This is a genomic window from Streptomyces liliifuscus (assembly GCF_016598615.1).
In the GTDB taxonomy this organism is placed as follows: domain Bacteria; phylum Actinomycetota; class Actinomycetes; order Streptomycetales; family Streptomycetaceae; genus Streptomyces; species Streptomyces liliifuscus.
In genome coordinates this window covers 831,673-850,102 of sequence record NZ_CP066831.1, presented here as the reverse complement: position 1 = coordinate 850,102, position 18,430 = coordinate 831,673, and the positions used below count along the sequence as shown (strand labels likewise).

Annotated in this window: 12 protein-coding genes; 5 read left to right on the top strand and 7 right to left on the bottom strand. The window is 69.0% G+C overall.

The window, feature by feature from the left end; translation table 11 throughout:
* Positions 1 to 82: 82 nt before the first annotated feature.
* The 4 genes from JEQ17_RS03635 to JEQ17_RS03620 all read right to left on the bottom strand — a co-directional run bounded on the left by JEQ17_RS03635 (position 83) and on the right by JEQ17_RS03620 (position 4,475).
* Positions 83 to 730 (bottom strand): response regulator, encoded by a 648-nt coding sequence (locus JEQ17_RS03635; RefSeq protein WP_200393814.1) that lies wholly within the window; start codon positions 728 to 730, stop codon positions 83 to 85.
* Entirely contained in the window at positions 727 to 1,983 is a 1,257-nt protein-coding gene (locus tag JEQ17_RS03630) for a sensor histidine kinase (RefSeq protein ID WP_200393813.1), read from the bottom strand. The genes JEQ17_RS03635 and JEQ17_RS03630 overlap by 4 nt, the downstream gene beginning before the upstream one ends.
* Before the next feature lie 132 nt (positions 1,984 to 2,115).
* Positions 2,116 to 3,255 carry an ABC transporter substrate-binding protein gene (locus tag JEQ17_RS03625; RefSeq protein ID WP_200393812.1) on the bottom strand — a complete coding sequence of 380 codons (1,140 nt, stop codon included), beginning with the start codon at positions 3,253 to 3,255 and terminating at the stop codon, positions 2,116 to 2,118.
* A gap of 134 nt (positions 3,256 to 3,389) precedes the next feature.
* A complete protein-coding gene (locus tag JEQ17_RS03620) occupies positions 3,390 to 4,475 on the bottom strand; it encodes a LacI family DNA-binding transcriptional regulator (protein WP_200393811.1) in 1,086 nt (361 codons plus the stop codon).
* Between the two features lie 324 nt (positions 4,476 to 4,799).
* Here JEQ17_RS03620 and JEQ17_RS03615 point away from each other — a divergent pair, with 324 nt between their 5' ends.
* The 5 genes from JEQ17_RS03615 (at position 4,800) to JEQ17_RS03595 (ending at position 14,449) form a co-directional block, all read left to right on the top strand.
* Positions 4,800 to 5,747: a carbohydrate ABC transporter permease gene (locus tag JEQ17_RS03615; RefSeq protein ID WP_200393810.1), complete on the top strand. Its 948-nt coding sequence runs from the start codon at positions 4,800 to 4,802 to the stop codon at positions 5,745 to 5,747.
* The gene (locus JEQ17_RS03610; protein WP_200393809.1) at positions 5,744 to 6,565 is read left to right on the top strand and encodes a carbohydrate ABC transporter permease; all 822 of its coding nucleotides are present in this window, start codon (positions 5,744 to 5,746) and stop codon (positions 6,563 to 6,565) included. The genes JEQ17_RS03615 and JEQ17_RS03610 overlap by 4 nt, the downstream gene beginning before the upstream one ends.
* Before the next feature lie 55 nt (positions 6,566 to 6,620).
* Complete coding sequence (locus tag JEQ17_RS03605) at positions 6,621 to 7,889, top strand: ABC transporter substrate-binding protein (RefSeq protein ID WP_200393808.1); 1,269 nt, start codon at positions 6,621 to 6,623, stop codon at positions 7,887 to 7,889.
* Positions 7,890 to 7,961: 72 nt separating this feature from the next.
* Positions 7,962 to 11,162 (top strand): alpha-L-rhamnosidase, encoded by a 3,201-nt coding sequence (locus JEQ17_RS03600; RefSeq protein ID WP_200393807.1) that lies wholly within the window; start codon positions 7,962 to 7,964, stop codon positions 11,160 to 11,162.
* Positions 11,163 to 11,383: 221 nt separating this feature from the next.
* Positions 11,384 to 14,449: an alpha-L-rhamnosidase gene (locus JEQ17_RS03595; protein ID WP_234048679.1), complete on the top strand. Its 3,066-nt coding sequence runs from the start codon at positions 11,384 to 11,386 to the stop codon at positions 14,447 to 14,449.
* 134 nt (positions 14,450 to 14,583) lie between these two features.
* Here the strand turns inward: JEQ17_RS03595 and JEQ17_RS03590 are convergent, their stop codons facing one another.
* The 3 genes from JEQ17_RS03590 to JEQ17_RS03580 are packed head-to-tail and all read right to left on the bottom strand — an operon-like array spanning position 14,584 to position 18,407.
* Complete coding sequence (locus JEQ17_RS03590) at positions 14,584 to 16,779, bottom strand: xanthine dehydrogenase family protein molybdopterin-binding subunit (RefSeq protein WP_200393805.1); 2,196 nt, start codon at positions 16,777 to 16,779, stop codon at positions 14,584 to 14,586.
* Positions 16,776 to 17,756 carry an FAD binding domain-containing protein gene (locus tag JEQ17_RS03585; protein WP_200393804.1) on the bottom strand — a complete coding sequence of 327 codons (981 nt, stop codon included), beginning with the start codon at positions 17,754 to 17,756 and terminating at the stop codon, positions 16,776 to 16,778. Before JEQ17_RS03585 ends, JEQ17_RS03590 begins: the two co-directional genes overlap by 4 nt.
* A gap of 6 nt (positions 17,757 to 17,762) precedes the next feature.
* Positions 17,763 to 18,407 carry a (2Fe-2S)-binding protein gene (locus JEQ17_RS03580; RefSeq protein ID WP_200393803.1) on the bottom strand — a complete coding sequence of 215 codons (645 nt, stop codon included), beginning with the start codon at positions 18,405 to 18,407 and terminating at the stop codon, positions 17,763 to 17,765.
* Between the last annotated feature and the right edge of the window lie 23 nt (positions 18,408 to 18,430).

Genomic DNA, 18,430 nt, shown 5'->3' with positions numbered 1-18,430 from the left:
GCCCGTCATGGCGAGCGCCGTGTACATGTGGCCAGGCGACTTGCAGGGGTTCGACGATCTTGCGCCCGGGCCGCGGTCTCCGTCAGGTGAGTTCCAGCAGACCTCGGCGGACCGCCTCGGAGACCGCTGCCGCCCTCTTGTCGACGCCGAGCTTCCGGTAGATGCGCACCAGGTGGGTCTTGACGGTCGCCTCGCTGAGGTACAAGGAGTCCGCGATGGAGCGGTTGCTGTGACCGTCGGCCATCAACCGCACGACCTCCCTCTCACGCTGCGTCAACTCCGGTACAGGGCTGACGACTTGCCCGACGAGGTCTCCGACCACCTCCGGCGCGAGGCCCATGCCACCCACGGCGGCGCTCCGCACGGCGCGGAACAGGTCCTCCGGCGGCCCGGCCTTGAGCACGTAACCGCGGGCGCCGGCTTCCAGCGCGCGCACGACCTCGGCGCGTCCGGAGTAGCTGGTCAGCATCACCACGGGTGTGCCCGGAGCCTCGGCGGCCAGCCGGCGGACCGCTTCGACGCCGTCGATTCCGTGACGCGTGCCCGCGAACCGCAGATCCATCAGTACGACGTCGGGTGTCAGCTCGACGGTGAGGCGGACGGCCTCTTCACCGCTGCTCGCCTCCGCGATCACGCCGAGGTCCGCCGCACCCTCCAGCAGGGCTCGCAGGCCGGCCCGTACGACCGCGTGGTCGTCGGCGATCAGCAGGCGCAGCGATGGCGCCGTCATCGGACTGCCGCCGAGGCGATGGCCACCGGCAGGCCGGGCCTCGCGCGGGCGGGGACACTGGCCCTGATCCGTGTGCCACGGCCCGGCGCGCTGTCGATGTCCAGATCACCGCCGTTCATACGAAGCCGCGCTCGGGCGGCGGGGAGACCGAACCCCCGATCCGACCGGACCGCCCCACTGATGCGGGCCGGGTCGAAGCCGACCCCGTCGTCGCTCATGTCCAGTTCGACGCGGTCCGCCTGATGGCGCAGCGTCACCAACAGGTTCGTGGCGTGCGCGTGGTCGCGGACGTTCGCCATCGTGCCCTGTGCCACGCGGAACAAGGTGGTGGCGGCCTGTTCGTCCAGCTCGGGGCGATGGGTTCCGACCGAGCGGAACTGCACGCGCACCGCGGCCTCGGCCTGCTGCGCCTGGTCGCACAGCAGCCGCAGGGAACCTTCCAGCCCGGCTTCGGCCACAGTGGACGGAGTGAGGTCCTGGATGATGCGCCGGGTCTCGGTGAGCCCCGCGTCCAGGCCGTCGGTGACCGCGCGCACCCGGGTGCGCGCCACATCGGGCCGCTCCTCCCAGTCCCGCTCGGCCGCCTGCAGCAGCATCAGGCTGCCGGACAGTTCCTGGGCGAGGGTGTCGTGCAGGTCGCGGGCGAGGCGCGCGCGTTCCTCGAGCACACCGGTCCGATGCCGCTCGTCCGCCAGCACATCACGCGTGCCGCGCAGTTCCTCGACCAGACGCTGCCGCTCCGTGACGTTGCGCTGCTGCGCGCGGTAGAGAGCCACGGTGCCCCAGACGGCCGCCACCGGGATCAGCACCATCTCAGCGTCGAATCCGCCCGCGGTCCTGGTGAGTTGACCGATCAGCAGGAGGGTGATGGCGGCCACCGCCGCCACGGAGGCCCGGTGCCCGAGCACGCCCAGGGCCACGCACGCCAGCGGTACGGCGCACCAGACGTAGGCGCCGGTCAGGGGCGGCGGAGTCAGGAGGACGAGGATCGCCCATTGGAGGAGGAGAGCGGCGACCCAGGAGTGCCGGGCGAACGTGCCCAGGCTGTTCCACAGCGCCAGCCCAGCCGCGTACGTCACGGCGAGCAGCCCGCTGACGATCACGATGTCCCAGCACAGCGAGATGTTCAGACGGGCGAGGCGGACCATCGCGGCACCGACGACGAGGAAGAACACCAGGTGTGGTGCCTGCCTCGGGCCGAACCGGCTGCGGCTACCCGCCGCCGGGGCCTGGGCAAGGCCGGGGTCGGACACGACGAACCCCCTGGATGAATGATCCACTGGGACAGGGCGTCCGAGTCTATCCGCCGCTTGTATGGCCGATGTGAAGAGTGGGGCTGCCGTTCCGTTGGGCTGTGGAGCACTGGACCGGCAGCCCCTCGACGGTCAGGCTCCGGGGTGCAGTCCGAGCCAGCCGGGCGTGGGGTCGCCCTTGACCTCGCCGAAGTACAGGGCGAACGTCTGCTTCCAGCGCTCCACCTCGGCGCGGTCGGCCATGAAGCGGGGGAAGCCGTCCACGTGGGCGTTGGGGTACTCCCAGATCTGCTTCAGGCCGGCCGGGGGAGTGACGTCGGTGCGTACCGACCAGCCGTTGAAGGACTGCTGCTGGTGTTCGGTGGACAGCTGCCAGTTGAGGAAGAGCTTGGCGGCCGTGGAGTTCTTGGCCTGCTCCAGGATCGCGGCGCGCTGGCCCCAGGCCATGAACGGGTGCCGTGCGTCGATCGCGAACGTCACAGGAGACGAGCCGGCGGCCGAGCCCGCGGTGCCGACACCGATCGTCTTCCGGCCGCCGAAGACGGCGTCGCCCGGGGAGTTGCTGCCCCGCGCGAACTGCACGTCCTGGGCGGCGAGCTCGGCCACCCAGTCCCAGCCGTACTTCTGGGCGTACAGCGCGTAGAGGTACAGGACCGCGTCGTCGTCGTGCGGGTACGACGAGGCGATCCTGCCCTTCCACTTCGGGTCGACCAGGTCTCGCGGGGTGAGCCGCGCACCCGAACCGACCGCGGCCGTGTTGTACATGAAGCTGAAGGCGATCGCGCCCGTGGCGACCCACGCGCCCTGCGGATCCCTGAACTTGTCGTAGACCTTGGAGAACCCGGCGGGCTTGTAGTGCAGCAGGCGGCCCAGCCGCTTCCAGCGGTCGAAGTCCTGAAGGGTCTGGAACTGCACGACGTCGGGAACGAGGGTGTCGGTGGCGAACTGGTTGTCGACACGCACGTCGTGGTACTTGCTGTAGTCCACGATCAGTGTCAGGTCGATGTCCGGGAAGCGGTCCTTGAAGGCGGCCTTGGTGCCGTCCTGCTGGGTCGGGGTGTCGCCACCGGCGTAGACGACGAGTTTCCCGCCCTCCGCGAGGGCGGCACGGTAGAGCTCGTCGAGTGTCCTGGTCTCCTCGCGTCCGCTCGAGCGCCGTGACGCGGCGGGAGAGGCCGACGCCGGAACCGCTGAGGCACCGAACGCGCCGGCACCGAGGGCGGCACCGGCACCGACGGCAAGGACACGTCGTCTGCTGGGCAAGTTGGGCATGGTGAGGAGACCTCTCTCAAGCGGATGGTTCTCAGGGCCCGGGCGCCATGGACGATCGTCATTCTGGTGCGGCCGAGATCGTCTTCGCGTCGTCCGTACGGCGCGAAGAGGCTTCCCGGAGGTGGAAACGGCGTTCAACCGAACGGTTGAACGCCGCGCTGCCCGGACCCGGAAATGCCGGTCTGCTCCGGGGGAGGAGCGGTGGTCCGGCGCGGCACCAGCGAGGGGGAGAGCTTGACCTGGACCGGCGCCTTGTGACGGTCGGCGATCCGCTCCAGGAGGAGGCGTGCGGCGTTGCCGCCGATCTCGTGGCCCGCCTGGTCGACGCTCGTCAGTGAGATCGGACCGAACGAGGCGAACGTCGTGTTGTCGTAGCCGGCCACCGAGATGTCACCGGGAGCGGACAGCCCGGCTTCGGTGAGCGCCTCCAGGACACCCATGGCGACGATGTCCGCACCGGCGAAGACAGCCGTGGGCCGACGGAGGCGTGCGAGCAGTTCCCTGGCGCCCTCGTACCCGCCCTGCTGGGTGTAGGTGGTGGAGACGATGTCGATCTCCTCCTCGAGGCCGAGGGCCCGCATGGCACGCCGGTACCCGTCGGCACGCTGGGCGTTGGGCATCTCCGCGATGCGTGTCGGGTCGGTTTCGTGGTGCTCGATGTGGGCGATCCGGCGGTGCCCGAGATCGGCGAGGTGACCGACGACCAAGGACGCGCCCGCCACGTCGTCGTCCGTCACGGTGTCGTACACCGGCGAATGCCCATGGCGGCCGACGACGACGGTCGGGACGACGGAGGCGACATGCTCGAGGTGGGCCCGCTGTGACACGGGTGCGATCAGGACGAGGCCGTCCATTCCCCGGTCGATCATGGCTTCGGTGACCCGTGCTTCCTCCGGCTCCCCGTTGCAGCCCGGGCCCAGGAAGACCTGGTAGTCGGTGTCCGCGAGCCGGGCGGTGATCCCGTCCAGGATGTCGGGGAAGAAGGGGTTGCGGATGTCGGGCAGCATCACGCCGATGGTGTACGTCTGCCCGCGGAGGGCCCTGGCGCCCGCATGCGGCCGGTAGCCGAGCTCGTCGATCGCGCGGCGTACCTTCGCCCGCATCTCGGGGCTGGCTCCGTACGCGTTGCGCAGCACCTTGGACACGGCGGTCGTGGACACCTGGGCGTGTCGTGCGACGTCGACGATGGTGACGCGGCGGCGTGGTGCTTGCGGCTCCATCCGGTTCCTCTCCCCTTGGGCAACGTTGCCGCAGAGTGTACGTACGAGTCAGCGGCTCGGCAGGTTCCTCGCGAGGGCTGCGCCGTTTCTCCGGCGTAACAATCGTGCAGCGTGCGCGGCATCTTGACGTCACGCGGGACGCTCTCTAAGGTCTGGCCACACCTTGTGGGAAACGTTACCCATCAGCGCTACAAGTGATCCGGCACCGCGTCGGTTCAGCCCGTCCCGCGACGAAGCAGCGACAGTCGCTCCTCCCTCAGTCCAACCAACCGCAGTGTCGACCCGACCGTCAGTTTGAAACGTTTCAGGAAAGGAGGTGCGTCGGTGACCCTCGCTCCGAACGAGCACCTTCCGGACCAGGACCGGCCGCCGGACGTGGAGCCACCTCCACGAGTACGACGGGCGCGTGCCATGCCGCCCTGGTGGTTCGCGCTTCCCGCCCTGGTCCTGTTCGCCTTCGTCGTCCTGGTGCCGAGCATTCGCGGTGTCTACTACGCCTTCACGGACTGGGACGGCCTGGACCCCAGCTTCTCCTTCGTGGGCCTGGACAACTTCGCCGACATGGTCCGCGATCCCGATGCGGTGCAGGCGATCCGGCACACGCTGCTGATCGCCGTGTCGATCACCGTCATCCAGAACGCGCTGGGCCTGCTGCTGGCGCTCGGAGTCAACTCGGCCATCAAGTCCCGGAACCTGCTCAGGGTCTTCCTCTTCGCTCCGGCCGTGATCACACCGATCGTCACCGCGTACCTCTGGCGCAACCTGCTCAGTCCCGACGGCGCGGTCAACAGCCTGCTGGGCGCGGTCGGTCTGGACGGCTGGCGGCAGGACTGGCTGGGCAGTCCGCAGGTCGCCCTGTGGTCGGTGGTCGGCGTGATCGTCTGGCAGTTCGCGGGCTACTCCATGGTCATCTTCCTGGCGGGGCTCCAGTCGGTGCCCAAGGAGGTGCACGAGGCGGCGGCCATCGACGGGGCGGGCCCGGTGCGGCGCTTCTGGTCGGTCACGCGGCCCCTGCTGGCTCCGGCCCTCACCATCAACCTGATGCTGTCGATCATCGGCGGGATCAAACTCTTCGACCAGGTCTACGCCTTGACGGGTGGTGGACCGGGACACGCCACCGACACCATCTCGACGCTGATCTACAAGGACGCCTTCACGCTCGGCGAGTTCGGTTACAGCATCGCGCTCGCGGTCGTCCTCACGATCATCGTGGCGGTCGTCTCGGCCGGACAGTACCTGGTGCTGTCCCGCAACGAGAGGGCCGCGTCATGAGCCGCTACCGTCCGCGCACTCTTGCCCTCGAACTGGCGATGATCGCGGCCGCCCTCTTCGTGGGCTTCCCCGTGTACGTACTGGTCAACCTCGCTGTGCGGCCGGCGTCGGACACGTCCTCGCCGATCAGCCCGACCACCTCGCCGACCCTGGACAACTTCTCGCAGGCGTGGCAACAGGGCTCGCTGGGCGGGGCGTTGGGCAACAGCGTGCTGGTGACGGTCTGCAGTGTGGCCGTCGTGCTGGCCGTCTCCTCGCTCGCCGCGTATCCGCTGGCCCGCGTCACGGCACGCTGGTCACGCGGCACGTACCTGCTGGTCCTCCTGGGCCTGGTCCTGCCCTTCCAGCTCGCCTCGCTGCCGCTCTACCAGACCATGCGGGACCTCGGTCTGCTCGGCACCCCCTGGGCCCTGGTCCTCTTCTACTCCGGCCTGCAAGTGCCGTTCACCGTCTTCCTCTACGTCGGCTTCCTGCGCGCTCTGCCACGCGACTTCGAGGACGCGGCCCTGATCGACGGCTGTACACCGCTGCAGGGCTTCCGCCACGTGGTGCTGCCGATGCTGAAACCGATCACTGTGACGGCCCTGGTGCTCAACACCGTCGCCATCTGGAACGACTTCTTCACCCCGCTGCTGTACCTCAGCGGAAGCGCACAGCAGACCATGCCGGTCGCGATCGCCGGCTTCGTCGGCCAGTACGTCACGGACTGGAACCTCATCTTCGCCGCACTGGTGATCAGCATCCTGCCCGTCCTGCTCGTCTACTTCCTGTTGCAGCGCAGCATCATCAACGGCTTCGCGGGAGGGCTGAAGGGATGACCCATGTGTCCCACCCGACCACCACGGCCGTGGCCTCTTCTCCGAGGGAGACATCATGAAGACACGCATACCGACGGTCCTGCCGGCCGTCGTGACAGCTGGGGCCCTTCTTGCCGCCTGCAGTGGCGGCACCGAGGCGGGTGACTCCGGTGGCGGTGGTTCCAAGACCCTGACGCTGGCCTCGGTCGACCAGGGCTCGGTCGAGGACGTCGTCAAGGCTTTCGAGAAGGCCAACCCGGGCGTCAAGGTCCGCTACACCACCAGCGGCGCCGACCAGTACCAGCAGCAGATCCGGACCCAGTTGTCCTCGGGCACCGCACCCGACGTGATGTCGGTCTGGCCCGGCAACGGCAACCCCGGCGCCACCTACGTCCTCGCCAAGCCCGGCTACCTGCGTGACCTCTCGGACCAGCCATGGGCCGCCAAGATGCCCGACGCGATCAAGAGCGTCGCCCAGTACGAGGGAAAGACCTACAACGCCATCTTCGGGCAGAACGGCATCGGCGCGGTCTACAACCAACAGGCACTGGAGAAGGCCGGTCTCACGCCCCCGGACACCTGGAAGGACCTCCTGGAGTTCTGCCGGGCCGCGAAAGCCAAGGGAACCCCCGCCTTCGCACTGGGCAACCAGGACAACTGGGTGACCCAACTCGTCCAGTACGCGCTGGTCGCCACGACCGTCTACGGCGACGACCGCGACTTCGACAAGAAGATGCAGGCCGGCCAGGCCACCTTCGCACAGTCGCCGTGGACCACCGCCCTGGACAAGTACCTGACGATGGAGAGGACCGGCTGCTTCCAGAAGAACCCACTGGGCACCAACTACGAAGCCAGCCAAGGCCTCGCCGCCACCGGCAAGACGCTCGGCATCGTCCAGGGCAACTGGGTGATCGCCCTCCTCAAGGGAAAGAACCCGAAGGGCACGTTCACGTTCAAGGCGCTGCCGGCGACCGACGACCCGTCCGCGACGATCGTCCCGGCCGCGGCGGGTGCGGGCTACGGAGTGAACGCCAAGGCGAAGAACAAGGACCTCGCGCTGAAGTTCGTGAACTTCGTGATGTCTCCCGAAGGCATGAACCTGTTCGTCAAGAAGCAGGGCGGTCTGCCCTCCCTGCCCGACACAGGCTATGCGGTCGACCCGTCCCTGACCGAACTGTCCAAGTTCATCACGGAGGACCGCACGGTGCCGTTCATGGACCAGCTCTGGCCCAACCCCAAGGTGCAGCAGACCATGCTCAGCGGCCTCCAGGAGATCTTCAGCGACCAGTCCACGCCGGAAAAGGTCCTCAAGGAAATGGATGCCGACTACAAGGCCGGGAGCTGACCCCGGGGCAGTCGGCTGTGTGGGCGACCGTTCACATTCCCTCAGGAATCATCGAATCAACGGAGGTTTGGCATGTCCCGCATACCGGGCGGAGCGTTGAGCCGTAGACAGGTGGTCGGCACCGCGGCCGTCTCCGCGGCAGGACTGGCGCTGCCCACCGTCCCCGGCCTCACTCAGGAGGCCTACGCCGACGAGGAGGGCGACAGACACGGAGCGAGGGTCACCGGTCTCGCCGTCGACGGACGCGAGGACAACCCGCTCGGCGTCGACGACCCCGCCCCGCGCCTGAGTTGGCGGGTCGCGGGTGTCGGCGCGGGATGGACTCAGGCCGCCTACCGGATCCGCGCGGCGCGCACTGAGCGGGATCTCGACAGGGGCCGTCTGCTGTGGGACAGCGGCAAGGTCCGCTCCTCGGCCCAGACCGACGTGGCATGGCACGGTCCCGCACCGTCCTCGCGCGACCGGATCGTCTGGCAGGTGCGGGCGTGGAGCACCAAGGGCGACCCGACACCGTGGAGCCCTCCCGCCTCATGGGAGTTGGGGCTCCTCAAGCGCTCCGACTGGGGCAGGGCCCGGTGGATCGAGTACCCGGGCCGAACCGTCGACCAGCCACTGCCGGTGTTCGCCCGCGCCTTCCGGGTGGACAGGCGTAGGGGGAAGATCGTCAGGGCGAGGCTGTATTTGTCCGGTGTCGGACTGCACGTGACCCGGCTCAACGGCAGGCCCGTCACCGACGAGGTGCTCGCCCCGGGCAACTCCAACTACCAACTCTCCACCGAGTACCGGGTCTTCGACGTCACCGGCCTCATCCGCGACGGCGACAACACCCTGGGCGTCGAACTTGGCCACGGCACAGCGCTGGTGACCCGGTCCGTCACGAATCCCACGACCGGCCGCACCGCCCCGTACAGCTGGTGGCAGAGTCAGTTCAAGGGCAGCGGGAGCCTCCTCGCACCCGCCGCCCGTGGCGCCACCACCATCAAGGTCAACAACGTGGCCAACTACCACGTCGGCGGCACCGTCAACATCGACACGGGCGACGGCGGCGAGCGCCTGGAGTCACGCACGATCACCGCGATCGGCACCGCGGGCGCCGACGGCACCGGCATCACCTTCGAGCCCGCACTGGCCTCCGGACACGAGAGCGGTGCCGCCGTCACCGGCTCCGGCAACCCGCTCGCGAGCACCGATCCCAGCGCGGGCGCCGCCGTCACACCACGTCTGATCGCCCGCCTGGAACTCACGAAGGACGACGGCACGGTCGAGACCGTGGTCAGCGACCGCTCCTGGAAGACGGCTCTCGGCCCGACCACCACCGCCAACTGGTACTCCGGATCCGACTACGACGCACGCCGCGAGCAGCCCGCCTGGACCGCCCCCGGCGCAGACCTCCGTGCATCGGCGAGACGGCGGGACGGTACGGCAATGGGCTGGGCCGACGCCGGAATCGCTCCGCCACCCAATCGCACCACCGAGCTGGTGTGGCGCGTGGCCGAGCCGCTCAAGGTCGTCGACACACTGCGTCCGGTCAGCGTCAAGCAGCCGCAGCCCGGCGTGTGGGTCTTCGACTTCGGGCAGAACTTCGCCGGCTGGCCACTGCTCCGGCTCGACGGCTCCCTCCCGGCCGGCACCACCGTCAAGCTGTACCCCGCCGAGTCGCTGAACGCCGACGGCACCGTCAATCAGGCGTCCATCATGGGTGGTGGCGCCGCCCGTGGTACCAACGTGTTCGCCGCCTACACGACGTACGGCGACAAACGAGGCGAGCGGTGGCACCCGCAGTTCCACTACTTCGGCATGCAGTGGCTGCAGGTGACCGGCCTGCCCGCGGACTACGTACCGACCCGGGACACGGTCACCGGCCTGCAGATCCACGCGGACGTGCCGTCCGCCGGTTCCCTGCGGACCTCCGACGACCGGATCAACCGCATTCACCGCATGGCCCGTTACTCGATCATGAGCAACACCATGTCCACCTTCACGGACTGCCCCGGCCGCGAGAAGCTCGCCTATCCCGCCGACTACGTGCAGCCCTTCGGCTCCCTGCACCGCACCTTCGGATACGCGGCCTACCTGCGCACCATGCAGCGCCACCTCGTGGAGGGGCAGTCCAGGGCGGGCGACAACATCGGCAACGTGGCGCTCAAGGCCCCGGTGTACGACTGGGGTTACACCGGCCGGTTCGGCGACGAGATCAACTGGGGCAACGGCATCGTCCTGGTGCCCTGGCTGTCGTACGAGACGTACGGCGACACGCAGACGATGCGCCGCTACTACCCCCAGATGCAGGCCTTCCTCAACTACATCAGGACGAAGAAGGCCGGCACAGGAGCAGACGCCTACATCGTGGACGCGGCCCTGGCCGACTGGATCGCCAGTGAGAACACCTCGGGCCGCATCACCGGAACCTGGGGCTACCACCAGATCGCCGACCGCATGGCCCGGATGGCAGCGCTGATCGGGCGCGACGGGGACGCGTCCGAGTACCGCAACCTCGCTGCCAACATCAAGGACGCGTTCAACGACGCCTTCTACAACGAGGCGCTCGGCCGCTACACCGCCGCGGGTGACCAGAGCAGTGCCGGGGCGACCCAGGCCGCGCAGGCGCTCGCGCTGGACGAAGGCCTGGTACCGGAGAGCGAACGCGAGAGGGTTCTCGACGCACTCGTGGAACTCGTCCGCGCCCACCAGCCGTTCGGCGGCGGACCGCATTTCAGCGGCGGCACCATCGGTCTCGCGCCGATCGTCAAGGCCCTGCACGAGGGTGGCCGCGACGACGTCCTCTGGGAAGTCCTCCAGGAGGACACCCGACCGAGCTACGGCTACTTCATGGCACCCACCACCGCCAATCCCGGCGGCCTCACGACCATCCCCGAGCAGTGGGACATGGGCAACTCCAAGAACCACATGATCCTGCTGCAGATCGAGGAGTGGTTCCACAGCGGACTGGCAGGCATTCGCCAGGCACGTGGTACGGCCGGCTACCGCGAACTGGTGATCGACCCTCGACCGGTCGGCGGACTCACCCATGTCGAGGGCAGCTACCGCACCCCGTGCGGCGTGGTGTCCGCGCAATGGACCCGTAAGAACGGCAGGTTCCGACTCGACGTGGAGCTCCCGCCCAACACGACGGCGGAAGTCCGGGTGCCCGCGGGGGGTGGCACAGTCCAGGCGGCCGGAGACGGCGCGGCGTTCCGGGGAATGCGAGGCGACCGAGCCGTCTACGTCGTCGCCTCGGGCAGGCACACGTTCACCGCCCGCGACACCGCGTAGCTCCGTGGCTCCGTGGCTCCAAGAGATTTTCAGCGAACCGTCCATGCCCGAGCGGCCGTTCACCTGTGGCCGCACAACCGAAAGGCAGATGGGTGCACCATGAAGCGCGCAGTGGAGACGGCGCCGACCGCGATGTCAACGAGGGTGTCCCTCTTCGTGGAGACAGGAGCGGAGTTCGTCGTCGAACCGTGCTCGCCGCGACCGCCGGCGCCGTGCCTGTAGTGGTGGGCGCCGTGGGAGGCGGAACGAATGCGGCGGCAGCGGCCCCCGGAGAAGCCGACACGGTGACGGGGCTGACCGCGGAGCACCGCAGGGATCCTCTGGGCGTGGACGCCGATCGCCCGCGCTTCGGCTGGCGCATGCGGTCGTCCGCCCGTGGCCGGAGCCAGGGGGCGTACCAGATCCTCGTGGCGAGTTCACCGGACAAGCTGACCGTCGCCCGCGCGGACGTCTGGGACAGCGGCCGTGTCCGCTCCGCCGATTCCGTGGCCGTGCGCTACGCGGGCAAACCGCTGCGCGCCTCGACCCGCTATCACTGGACCGTCACCGTATGGGACGCCGAAGGCCGCCCGGTGGGAACGGCGTCCCCCGCGTTCTTCGAGACCGGACTGATGAGCACCGACGGCGTTCGTGGATGGGAGGGCGCCCAGTGGATCGGGATGAAGGGCAAGACCCCCAACTCGGCAGGCGCGCCGATGCTGCGGAAGGAGGTGGAGCTCAAGGACGCTGGCTCCGGAAGGAATCTACCGCGGGTTCGCGAGGCGCGACTGTACGTCTCGGCTCTTGGCGTCTACGAGGCCTGTGTCAACGGACGCCGTCTGACCGTGCCGCAGGACGGCGGCACGACGACCGAACTGCTGCCCCCGGGCTGGACGAACTACGACGCGCGTCTCAACTACCTGACCTACGACGTCACGGACCTCGTGACGAGGGAGTCGGACGTCACCCTCGCGGTCGTCCTGGGCAACGGCTGGTACAACGGCCGGATATCCGACGGCAGTACGTACTACTCGCAGGACGGCAACGTCCTGGCCGTCAAGGCCAAGCTGTTGATCCGGTACACCGACGGGACGGCCCAGACGGTCGTCACCGAGCCGGACGGCGGCTGGAAGGCCACGGACAGCGGCCCGTACAGGGCGGATGACATCTACGACGGCCAGACCTACGACGCCCGGATGGAACTCCCGGGCTGGACGGCGCACGGGTTCGACGACTCCGCCTGGTCGGACGTGGAACGTGTCGCGTTCGACGACAAGTATCCCGACGTGCAACTCCTCGCCTACCCGGGCGAGACCGCCCGCCTGATGCCGAAGTGGGATCGCCGTCCGGAGTCGATCACCGTCGCCACGGGGGTGACCGGACAGGACGGGAGCCCCAACGGCAAGGGACGCATCGTCGTGGACCCGGCCCGGACGGTGACCGATCCCGCGAAGGCGGCCAACGCGTCCGTGACAATCGGCAGTGGCGAAACCGTCGTCTTCGACATGGGCCAGAACATGGTCGGCGTGGCCCGCTACCGACTGCGCGGACCGGCCGGAGCCCGGGTCGAGTTCAGGTTCGGCGAGATGCTCAACGACGACAGTGCCGGCGCGGACGGCCCCGAGGGCTCCGTCTACCGGGCCAACCTCCGCAGTGCCAAGGCCACCAGCACGTACATCCTCAAGGGCGACCGGAACGGAGAGACCCACCAGGACTCCCTGACCTTCTACGGCTTCCGCTACGTGTCCGTCACCGCGACGGACACCGTCACGGTCACCGGCCTGACCGGGAAGGTCGCCACGTCCGCGATCCGCGAGATCGGCACCGTCACCACCAACGACCCCGACATCAACCGGCTCGCGAGCAACATTCGGTGGGGTCAGCGCGGAAACTACCTCTGGGTGCCCACCGACTGCCCGCAGCGCGACGAACGCCTCGGCTGGACGGGCGACACCCAGGTCTTCGCCACCACCGGCCTCTACAACGTCGACGCCGGGGTGTTCCTCAGCCACTTCCAGGAAACCGTCGTCGACTCCGCCGTCATCTACGGTGAGGACAAGGCACAGTTCACCGGGGTCGCACCCGGCGGACGCTACAACTTCCCAGGCGGTGGCAGCGGTTGGGCGGACGCCGGCGTCATCGTGCCGTGGACCGTCTGGCAGATGACCGGCGACGCGACCGTCGTCAAGGACAACTGGCCCGCCATGACCCGCTACCTGGACTGGATCCGGCAGCAGACGGGCGACACCTACGCCGGACAGGGCTCCCTCACCGGCGACTGGCTGGCGCCGCAGAAGACCAGCGCCCAGATGATGAGCGACATCTACTACGGCTACAGCACCCGGCTGATGGCTCGGATGGCCAGCGCGATCGGCAGGCCGGAGGAGGGAAAGGCGTACGACCGGCTCTTCGGGCGCATCAAGCAGGCCTTCATCGCCAAGTATCTGAGCACCGGGGGCGGCACGGTCACGGTCAGGTCCAGCCTCGGTGAGGCCTCCCCGATCGAACCGGGCGCCGACCCCAACCAGAAGACGGAGGACAACAGCCAGAGCGCGCTGCTGTGGGTCCTCAAGCTCGGCTTCTACGAGACGCAGGCCCAACGTCGCGTCCTCGTAGGGTTGTTGGCGGACAACATCGGCAACGACGAGGCCTACAAGGCCGCGCACCCGAACAGCAGCCGAGTCAGGTACGCCGAGAACACGCTGTCCGTCGGCTTCCTCGGCGTCAACGTCCTCGCCCCCGTCCTCACCGACGAGGGCCGCGCGGACCTGGCGTACAAGCTGCTGCACCAGGACGCACTGCCGTCCTGGCTGTACTCGGCGAAGAACGGTGCCACCACGGTCTGGGAGCGCTGGAACTCCTACTCCACGGAGGACGGGTTCGGCCCCGTCAGCATGAACTCCTTCAACCACTACGCCTACGGCGCGATCATGGAGTGGATGTACGCGTACATGGCAGGCATCGCCCGCGACCCGGAAAGCCCCGGGTTCAAGCACTTCCTGCTGCAACCCCACATCGATCCCACGGGCGGCATCACACAGGTTTCGGCCTCGCACGAATCGCCGTACGGCGAGATCAGGAGCGCGTGGAAGCTGGAGGACAGAGGCAGGGACATCGTGTACGACGTGGTGGTGCCCGCGAACAGCGAGGCGACACTGCGACTTCCGGCGGCGTCGGCCGATTCCGTCCGCGAAGGACGCACCCCGCTGGCAAGAGCGGAGGGGGCGCGCTTCATCGCCCAGACCGATGGCCTCTACGTCTGCCGGTTGCTGTCCGGCCGATACCGCATCACCGCCAAGCTCCGCTGATCGGCAGTACCGAAGAGGTGAGCGATGCGTCCGCGAAGTCGACGGCGCCGAAGATGAAGGTGGGTCTCCAGGAAGGAACAGGGGGCTCCATGCCGCGGGCAGCGGTAGGTGTGCACCGCTGCCCGCGGCATGGCTCAGAGCAGCGACTCGGCGGTGATGGGCAGATCGCGTACCCGTCGGCCGGTGGCATGGAAGACGGCGTTGGCGATGGCGGGTGCCACGCCCACCAGGACGACCTCGCCGAGGCCCTTGACGCCGAGGGGGTCTGCCTCGTCGTCCCGGCCGTCGACGTAGATCGCCTTGAGTTCGGGGACGTCGGCGTTGACCGGGACCAGATAGTCGGCCAGGTTGGCGTTGACGATCCGGCCGTCGCGGTGGTCGGTGACGGTGTGTTCGAGGAGTGCCATGCCGATGCCCCCGGTCATGGCGCCGATGGCCTGGCTGTCGGCGAGCTTGGGGCTGATGATGCGGCCCGCGTCGAAGACGCCGAGCATCCGCCGCACCCGGACCAGACCGAGGCGGGCGTCGACGGCGACCTCGGCGAACACCGCGCCGTAGGCGTACATCGAGGACCGGGACTGTCCCGGAATCCAGGACCCGACCGCTTCGAGGTGCGTGCGGTTGTTGCGGGTGAGGAGCTGGCGGTAGGTCTCCCCGCGCGCGGGGTTGTCGCTCACGTGCAGTCGGCCGCCCCGTACGACGATGTCGTCGGCGTCGATTCCGTACAGCGGTGAGTCCTCGTCCCCGACGGCGAGTTCGATCGCCTGCTGGCGCAGTTTGTCGCAGCCGTCCTGGACGGTGGATCCGACGCTGGCCATGGTCAGCGAACCGCCGTGGAGCGGGGCCGTGGGCATGTTCGTGTCGCCGAGCCGGAAGGTCACGTTGCGGACCGCCAGGCCGAGGGCGTCGGCGGCGACCTGCGTCATGGAGGTGTATGTGCCCGGCCCCATGTCGCTGGTCGAGGACTCGACCAGGGCGGTGCCGTCGGCGTCCAGCCGCACGCCGGCCTGGCCGGGGGCCCGCAGGGTGTCGTAGAGCGCGGTCGCCATGCCTGTGCCGATCAGCCAGTCGCCGTCGCGGGTGGAACGCGGCCGGGGGTTGCGGCGGTTCCAGCCGAACTCGCGGGCGCCGACGGTGTAGCACTCGCGCAGCCGTCGGGTGGAGAACGGCCGCCCGCTTGACTGGTCGTTCTCGGGTTCGTTGCGCCGCCGCAGCTCGATCGGGTCGATGCCCAGTTCGTGGGCGAGTTCGTCCATCGCGCTCTCGATGGGGAAGGCGGCGGTGGAGTAGCCCGGCCCGCGCATCGGGGTCGGGGTGTTCACATCCAGCGGCACCGTTCGGTGCGTCTGGGCGACGTTGGGCGTGGTGTAGAGCATCTGCCCCGGGGAGACGACCCCGCGCTCGGCGAACGTCTCGTAGCTGGACGTCTCGGCGCGCAGCTCGTGGGTCATCGCCGTCAGCTGTCCGCGGCGGTCGCTGCCCAGGCGCACCTTGTACTCGTACGCCGGACGGTAGCCCACGCCGGAGTAGAGCTGCCTGCGTGTCAGTACGAGCTTGACCGGTCGGCCCGCCTCGCGTGCGGCGAGGGCCGCGATGGTGATGTGCGGCCAGGCCCGCGCGGCGTTGCCGAACGCGCCGCCGACGAACGGCGAGATGACACGGATGTTCTCCGCCGGGATGCCGAAGTTGGCGGCGAGCTCGTCCCGCGGGCTCTGCACCCACTGGGTCTTGTCCCAGAGCGTCAGCCGCTCGCCGTCCCACTGGGCGACGGTGGCGTGGAGCTCCATCGCGTTGTGGTGGTTGCGGGCGGGACGGTACGTCATCTCCAGCCGTACGGGGGAGGCTTGCAGGGCCGCCTCCGCGTCACCGCGCGCGTAGGTCCTGGGCTCGCCCGCCGCCGGAGCATCCGTCAGGTCGGTGGTGGACTCCTCGCTGTCGTAGTCGAGCTTCACCAGGCTTGCCGCGTGCTGGGCGGCCTCCAGTGTGGTGGCCACGACAACGGCGACCGGCTGGCCGTGGAAGCGGACGCGGTCGTCCTGGAAGACGCGCAGCCGCTCACCCGGAAGGTTGAGCGATCCAGGATTGGGCCCGTACGGCAGCTTGGGGGCGTTGCGGTGGTGGATCACCTTCAGGACGCCGGGATGGGCGAGAGCGGCGCGGGTGTCGATGCCGGTGATCCGGCCCTTGCCGATACTGCTGTCGACCACGACGGCGTGCACCACACCGTCGGGTTCGTGGTCGGCGGCGTACCTCGCCTGCCCCGTCACCTTGAGGCGCCCGTCCACCCGGGACAGCGGTGCGCCGACAGCGGCCTGCGGCTGGGGGCTCATGCGTTGTCTCCTACGATGCGCAGCTGGCGTTCGACCGTCCGCTGGAGCAGCTCGACCTTGAACCGGTTGTGCTTCAACGGCCGGGCCCCGTCCGCGGCCGACGCGGCCGCCCGGGCCCAGAGCCGTTCCGAGGGGCGTTCGCCGATGAGGGCGCGCTCGACTGCGGGCAGCTTCCACGGCACCGTCCCCACGCCGCCGGCGGCCACCTTCGCCTCGCGGATCACGCCGCCGCGGATGTGCAGGGCGACGGCGGCGGAGGTGAGGGCGAACTCGTACGACTGCCGGTCCCGGACCTTCAGGTAGCCGGACTTCAGCGGGCGCGGGTAGGCCGGGATTTCCACGGCGGTGATCAACTCACCCTTGGTGAGGGCCTGTTCGCGGTTCGGGGTACGGCCGGGCCGCAGCAGGAATTCGGCGAAGGGGACGGCGCGCTCCCCGCCCGGGCCGAGCAGGTGCACCCGTGCCTCCAGGGCGGCGAAGGCGACGGCCGCGTCGGAGGGGTGGGTGGCCACGCAGTCCTCGGAGGTACCCAGGATCGCGTGGGTGCGGTTGTACCCCTCCCGCGCGGCACAACCGGAGCCGGGCTCGCGCTTGTTGCAGGCGGCCGTCACGTCACGGAAGTACGTGCAGCGGGTGCGCTGCATGATGTTGCCGCCGATGGTCGCCATGTTGCGCAGCTGGGCGGAGGCGCTCAGCTCCAGCGCCTGCGAGACGACCGGATACGTGGTGCGCACCTTGCGGTGGGCGGCGGCCTCGCTCATGGTCACCAGCGCGCCGATGCGCAGCCCGCCACGCTCGGTGACGGTTATCTCGTCCAACGGCAGACCGCTGATGTCGACGAGGGTCTCGGGGCGTTCGACGGTCTCGCGCATCAGGTCGACCAGGGTGGTCCCGCCGGCGATGTAACGGCCGCCACGCCGACCGGCTTCGAGGGCTTCACGCGTGCTGGGTGCCTTGGTGAAGGAGAAGGGATACATCGCCACTCACTTCCGGCCCGAGGCTTGCTCGACCGCGCGCACGATCTTCACGTAACACCCGCAGCGGCAGATGTTGCCGCTCATCCACTCCCGGATCTCCTCACCGGAGCCAGTGTGGCCCTCCTGCATGCAGCCGACACCGGACACGATCTGGCCCGGTGTGCAGTAGCCGCACTGGAACGCGTCCTGGTCGATGAACGCCTGCTGCAGCGGGTGCAGTTGATCGCCCCTGGCCAGGCCCTCGACGGTGGTGACCTCGGCGCCGTCCAGGCGCACCGCCAGGGTGAGGCAGGAGTTGACGCGGCGTCCGTCGACCAGGACCGTGCAGGCCCCGCAGGCACCGGCGTTGCAGCCCTTCTTGGAACCGGTCAGACCGAGGTGTTCGCGCAGCAGGTCGAGGAGCGAGGTCCGGTTGTCGACAGTGACGGTGTGCCGCCGGCCGTTGACCGTCAACGAGACGCGACTGCTGGGGACCGGCGCCTCGGCGGCGACCGCTTCCTCGGCGCCGAGAGCGGACGGCGCCGCGACCAGACCGCCCGTCGCGATGACACCGCCGGCCGCGGACGTCGTTGCGATGAAGGTACGACGCGAGGGTGCGGCCGGCGGCCGGGTGGGGGGAGACGTGGCTGACTCGGAGGTTTCGGTAGACATGCTCACTCTCTCGACACGAGGAA

Coding starts and splice junctions, on each gene's coding strand:
- JEQ17_RS03590 (WP_200393805.1), bottom strand. CDS start 16,779: ATGAGCCCCCAGCCGCAGGCCGCTGTCGGCGCACCGCTGTCCCGGGTG.
- JEQ17_RS03620 (WP_200393811.1), bottom strand. CDS start 4,475: ATGGAGCCGCAAGCACCACGCCGCCGCGTCACCATCGTCGACGTCGCA.
- JEQ17_RS03605 (WP_200393808.1), top strand. CDS start 6,621: ATGAAGACACGCATACCGACGGTCCTGCCGGCCGTCGTGACAGCTGGG.
- JEQ17_RS03585 (WP_200393804.1), bottom strand. CDS start 17,756: ATGTATCCCTTCTCCTTCACCAAGGCACCCAGCACGCGTGAAGCCCTC.
- JEQ17_RS03600 (WP_200393807.1), top strand. CDS start 7,962: ATGTCCCGCATACCGGGCGGAGCGTTGAGCCGTAGACAGGTGGTCGGC.
- JEQ17_RS03625 (WP_200393812.1), bottom strand. CDS start 3,255: ATGCCCAACTTGCCCAGCAGACGACGTGTCCTTGCCGTCGGTGCCGGT.
- JEQ17_RS03610 (WP_200393809.1), top strand. CDS start 5,744: ATGAGCCGCTACCGTCCGCGCACTCTTGCCCTCGAACTGGCGATGATC.
- JEQ17_RS03580 (WP_200393803.1), bottom strand. CDS start 18,407: ATGTCTACCGAAACCTCCGAGTCAGCCACGTCTCCCCCCACCCGGCCG.
- JEQ17_RS03635 (WP_200393814.1), bottom strand. CDS start 730: ATGACGGCGCCATCGCTGCGCCTGCTGATCGCCGACGACCACGCGGTC.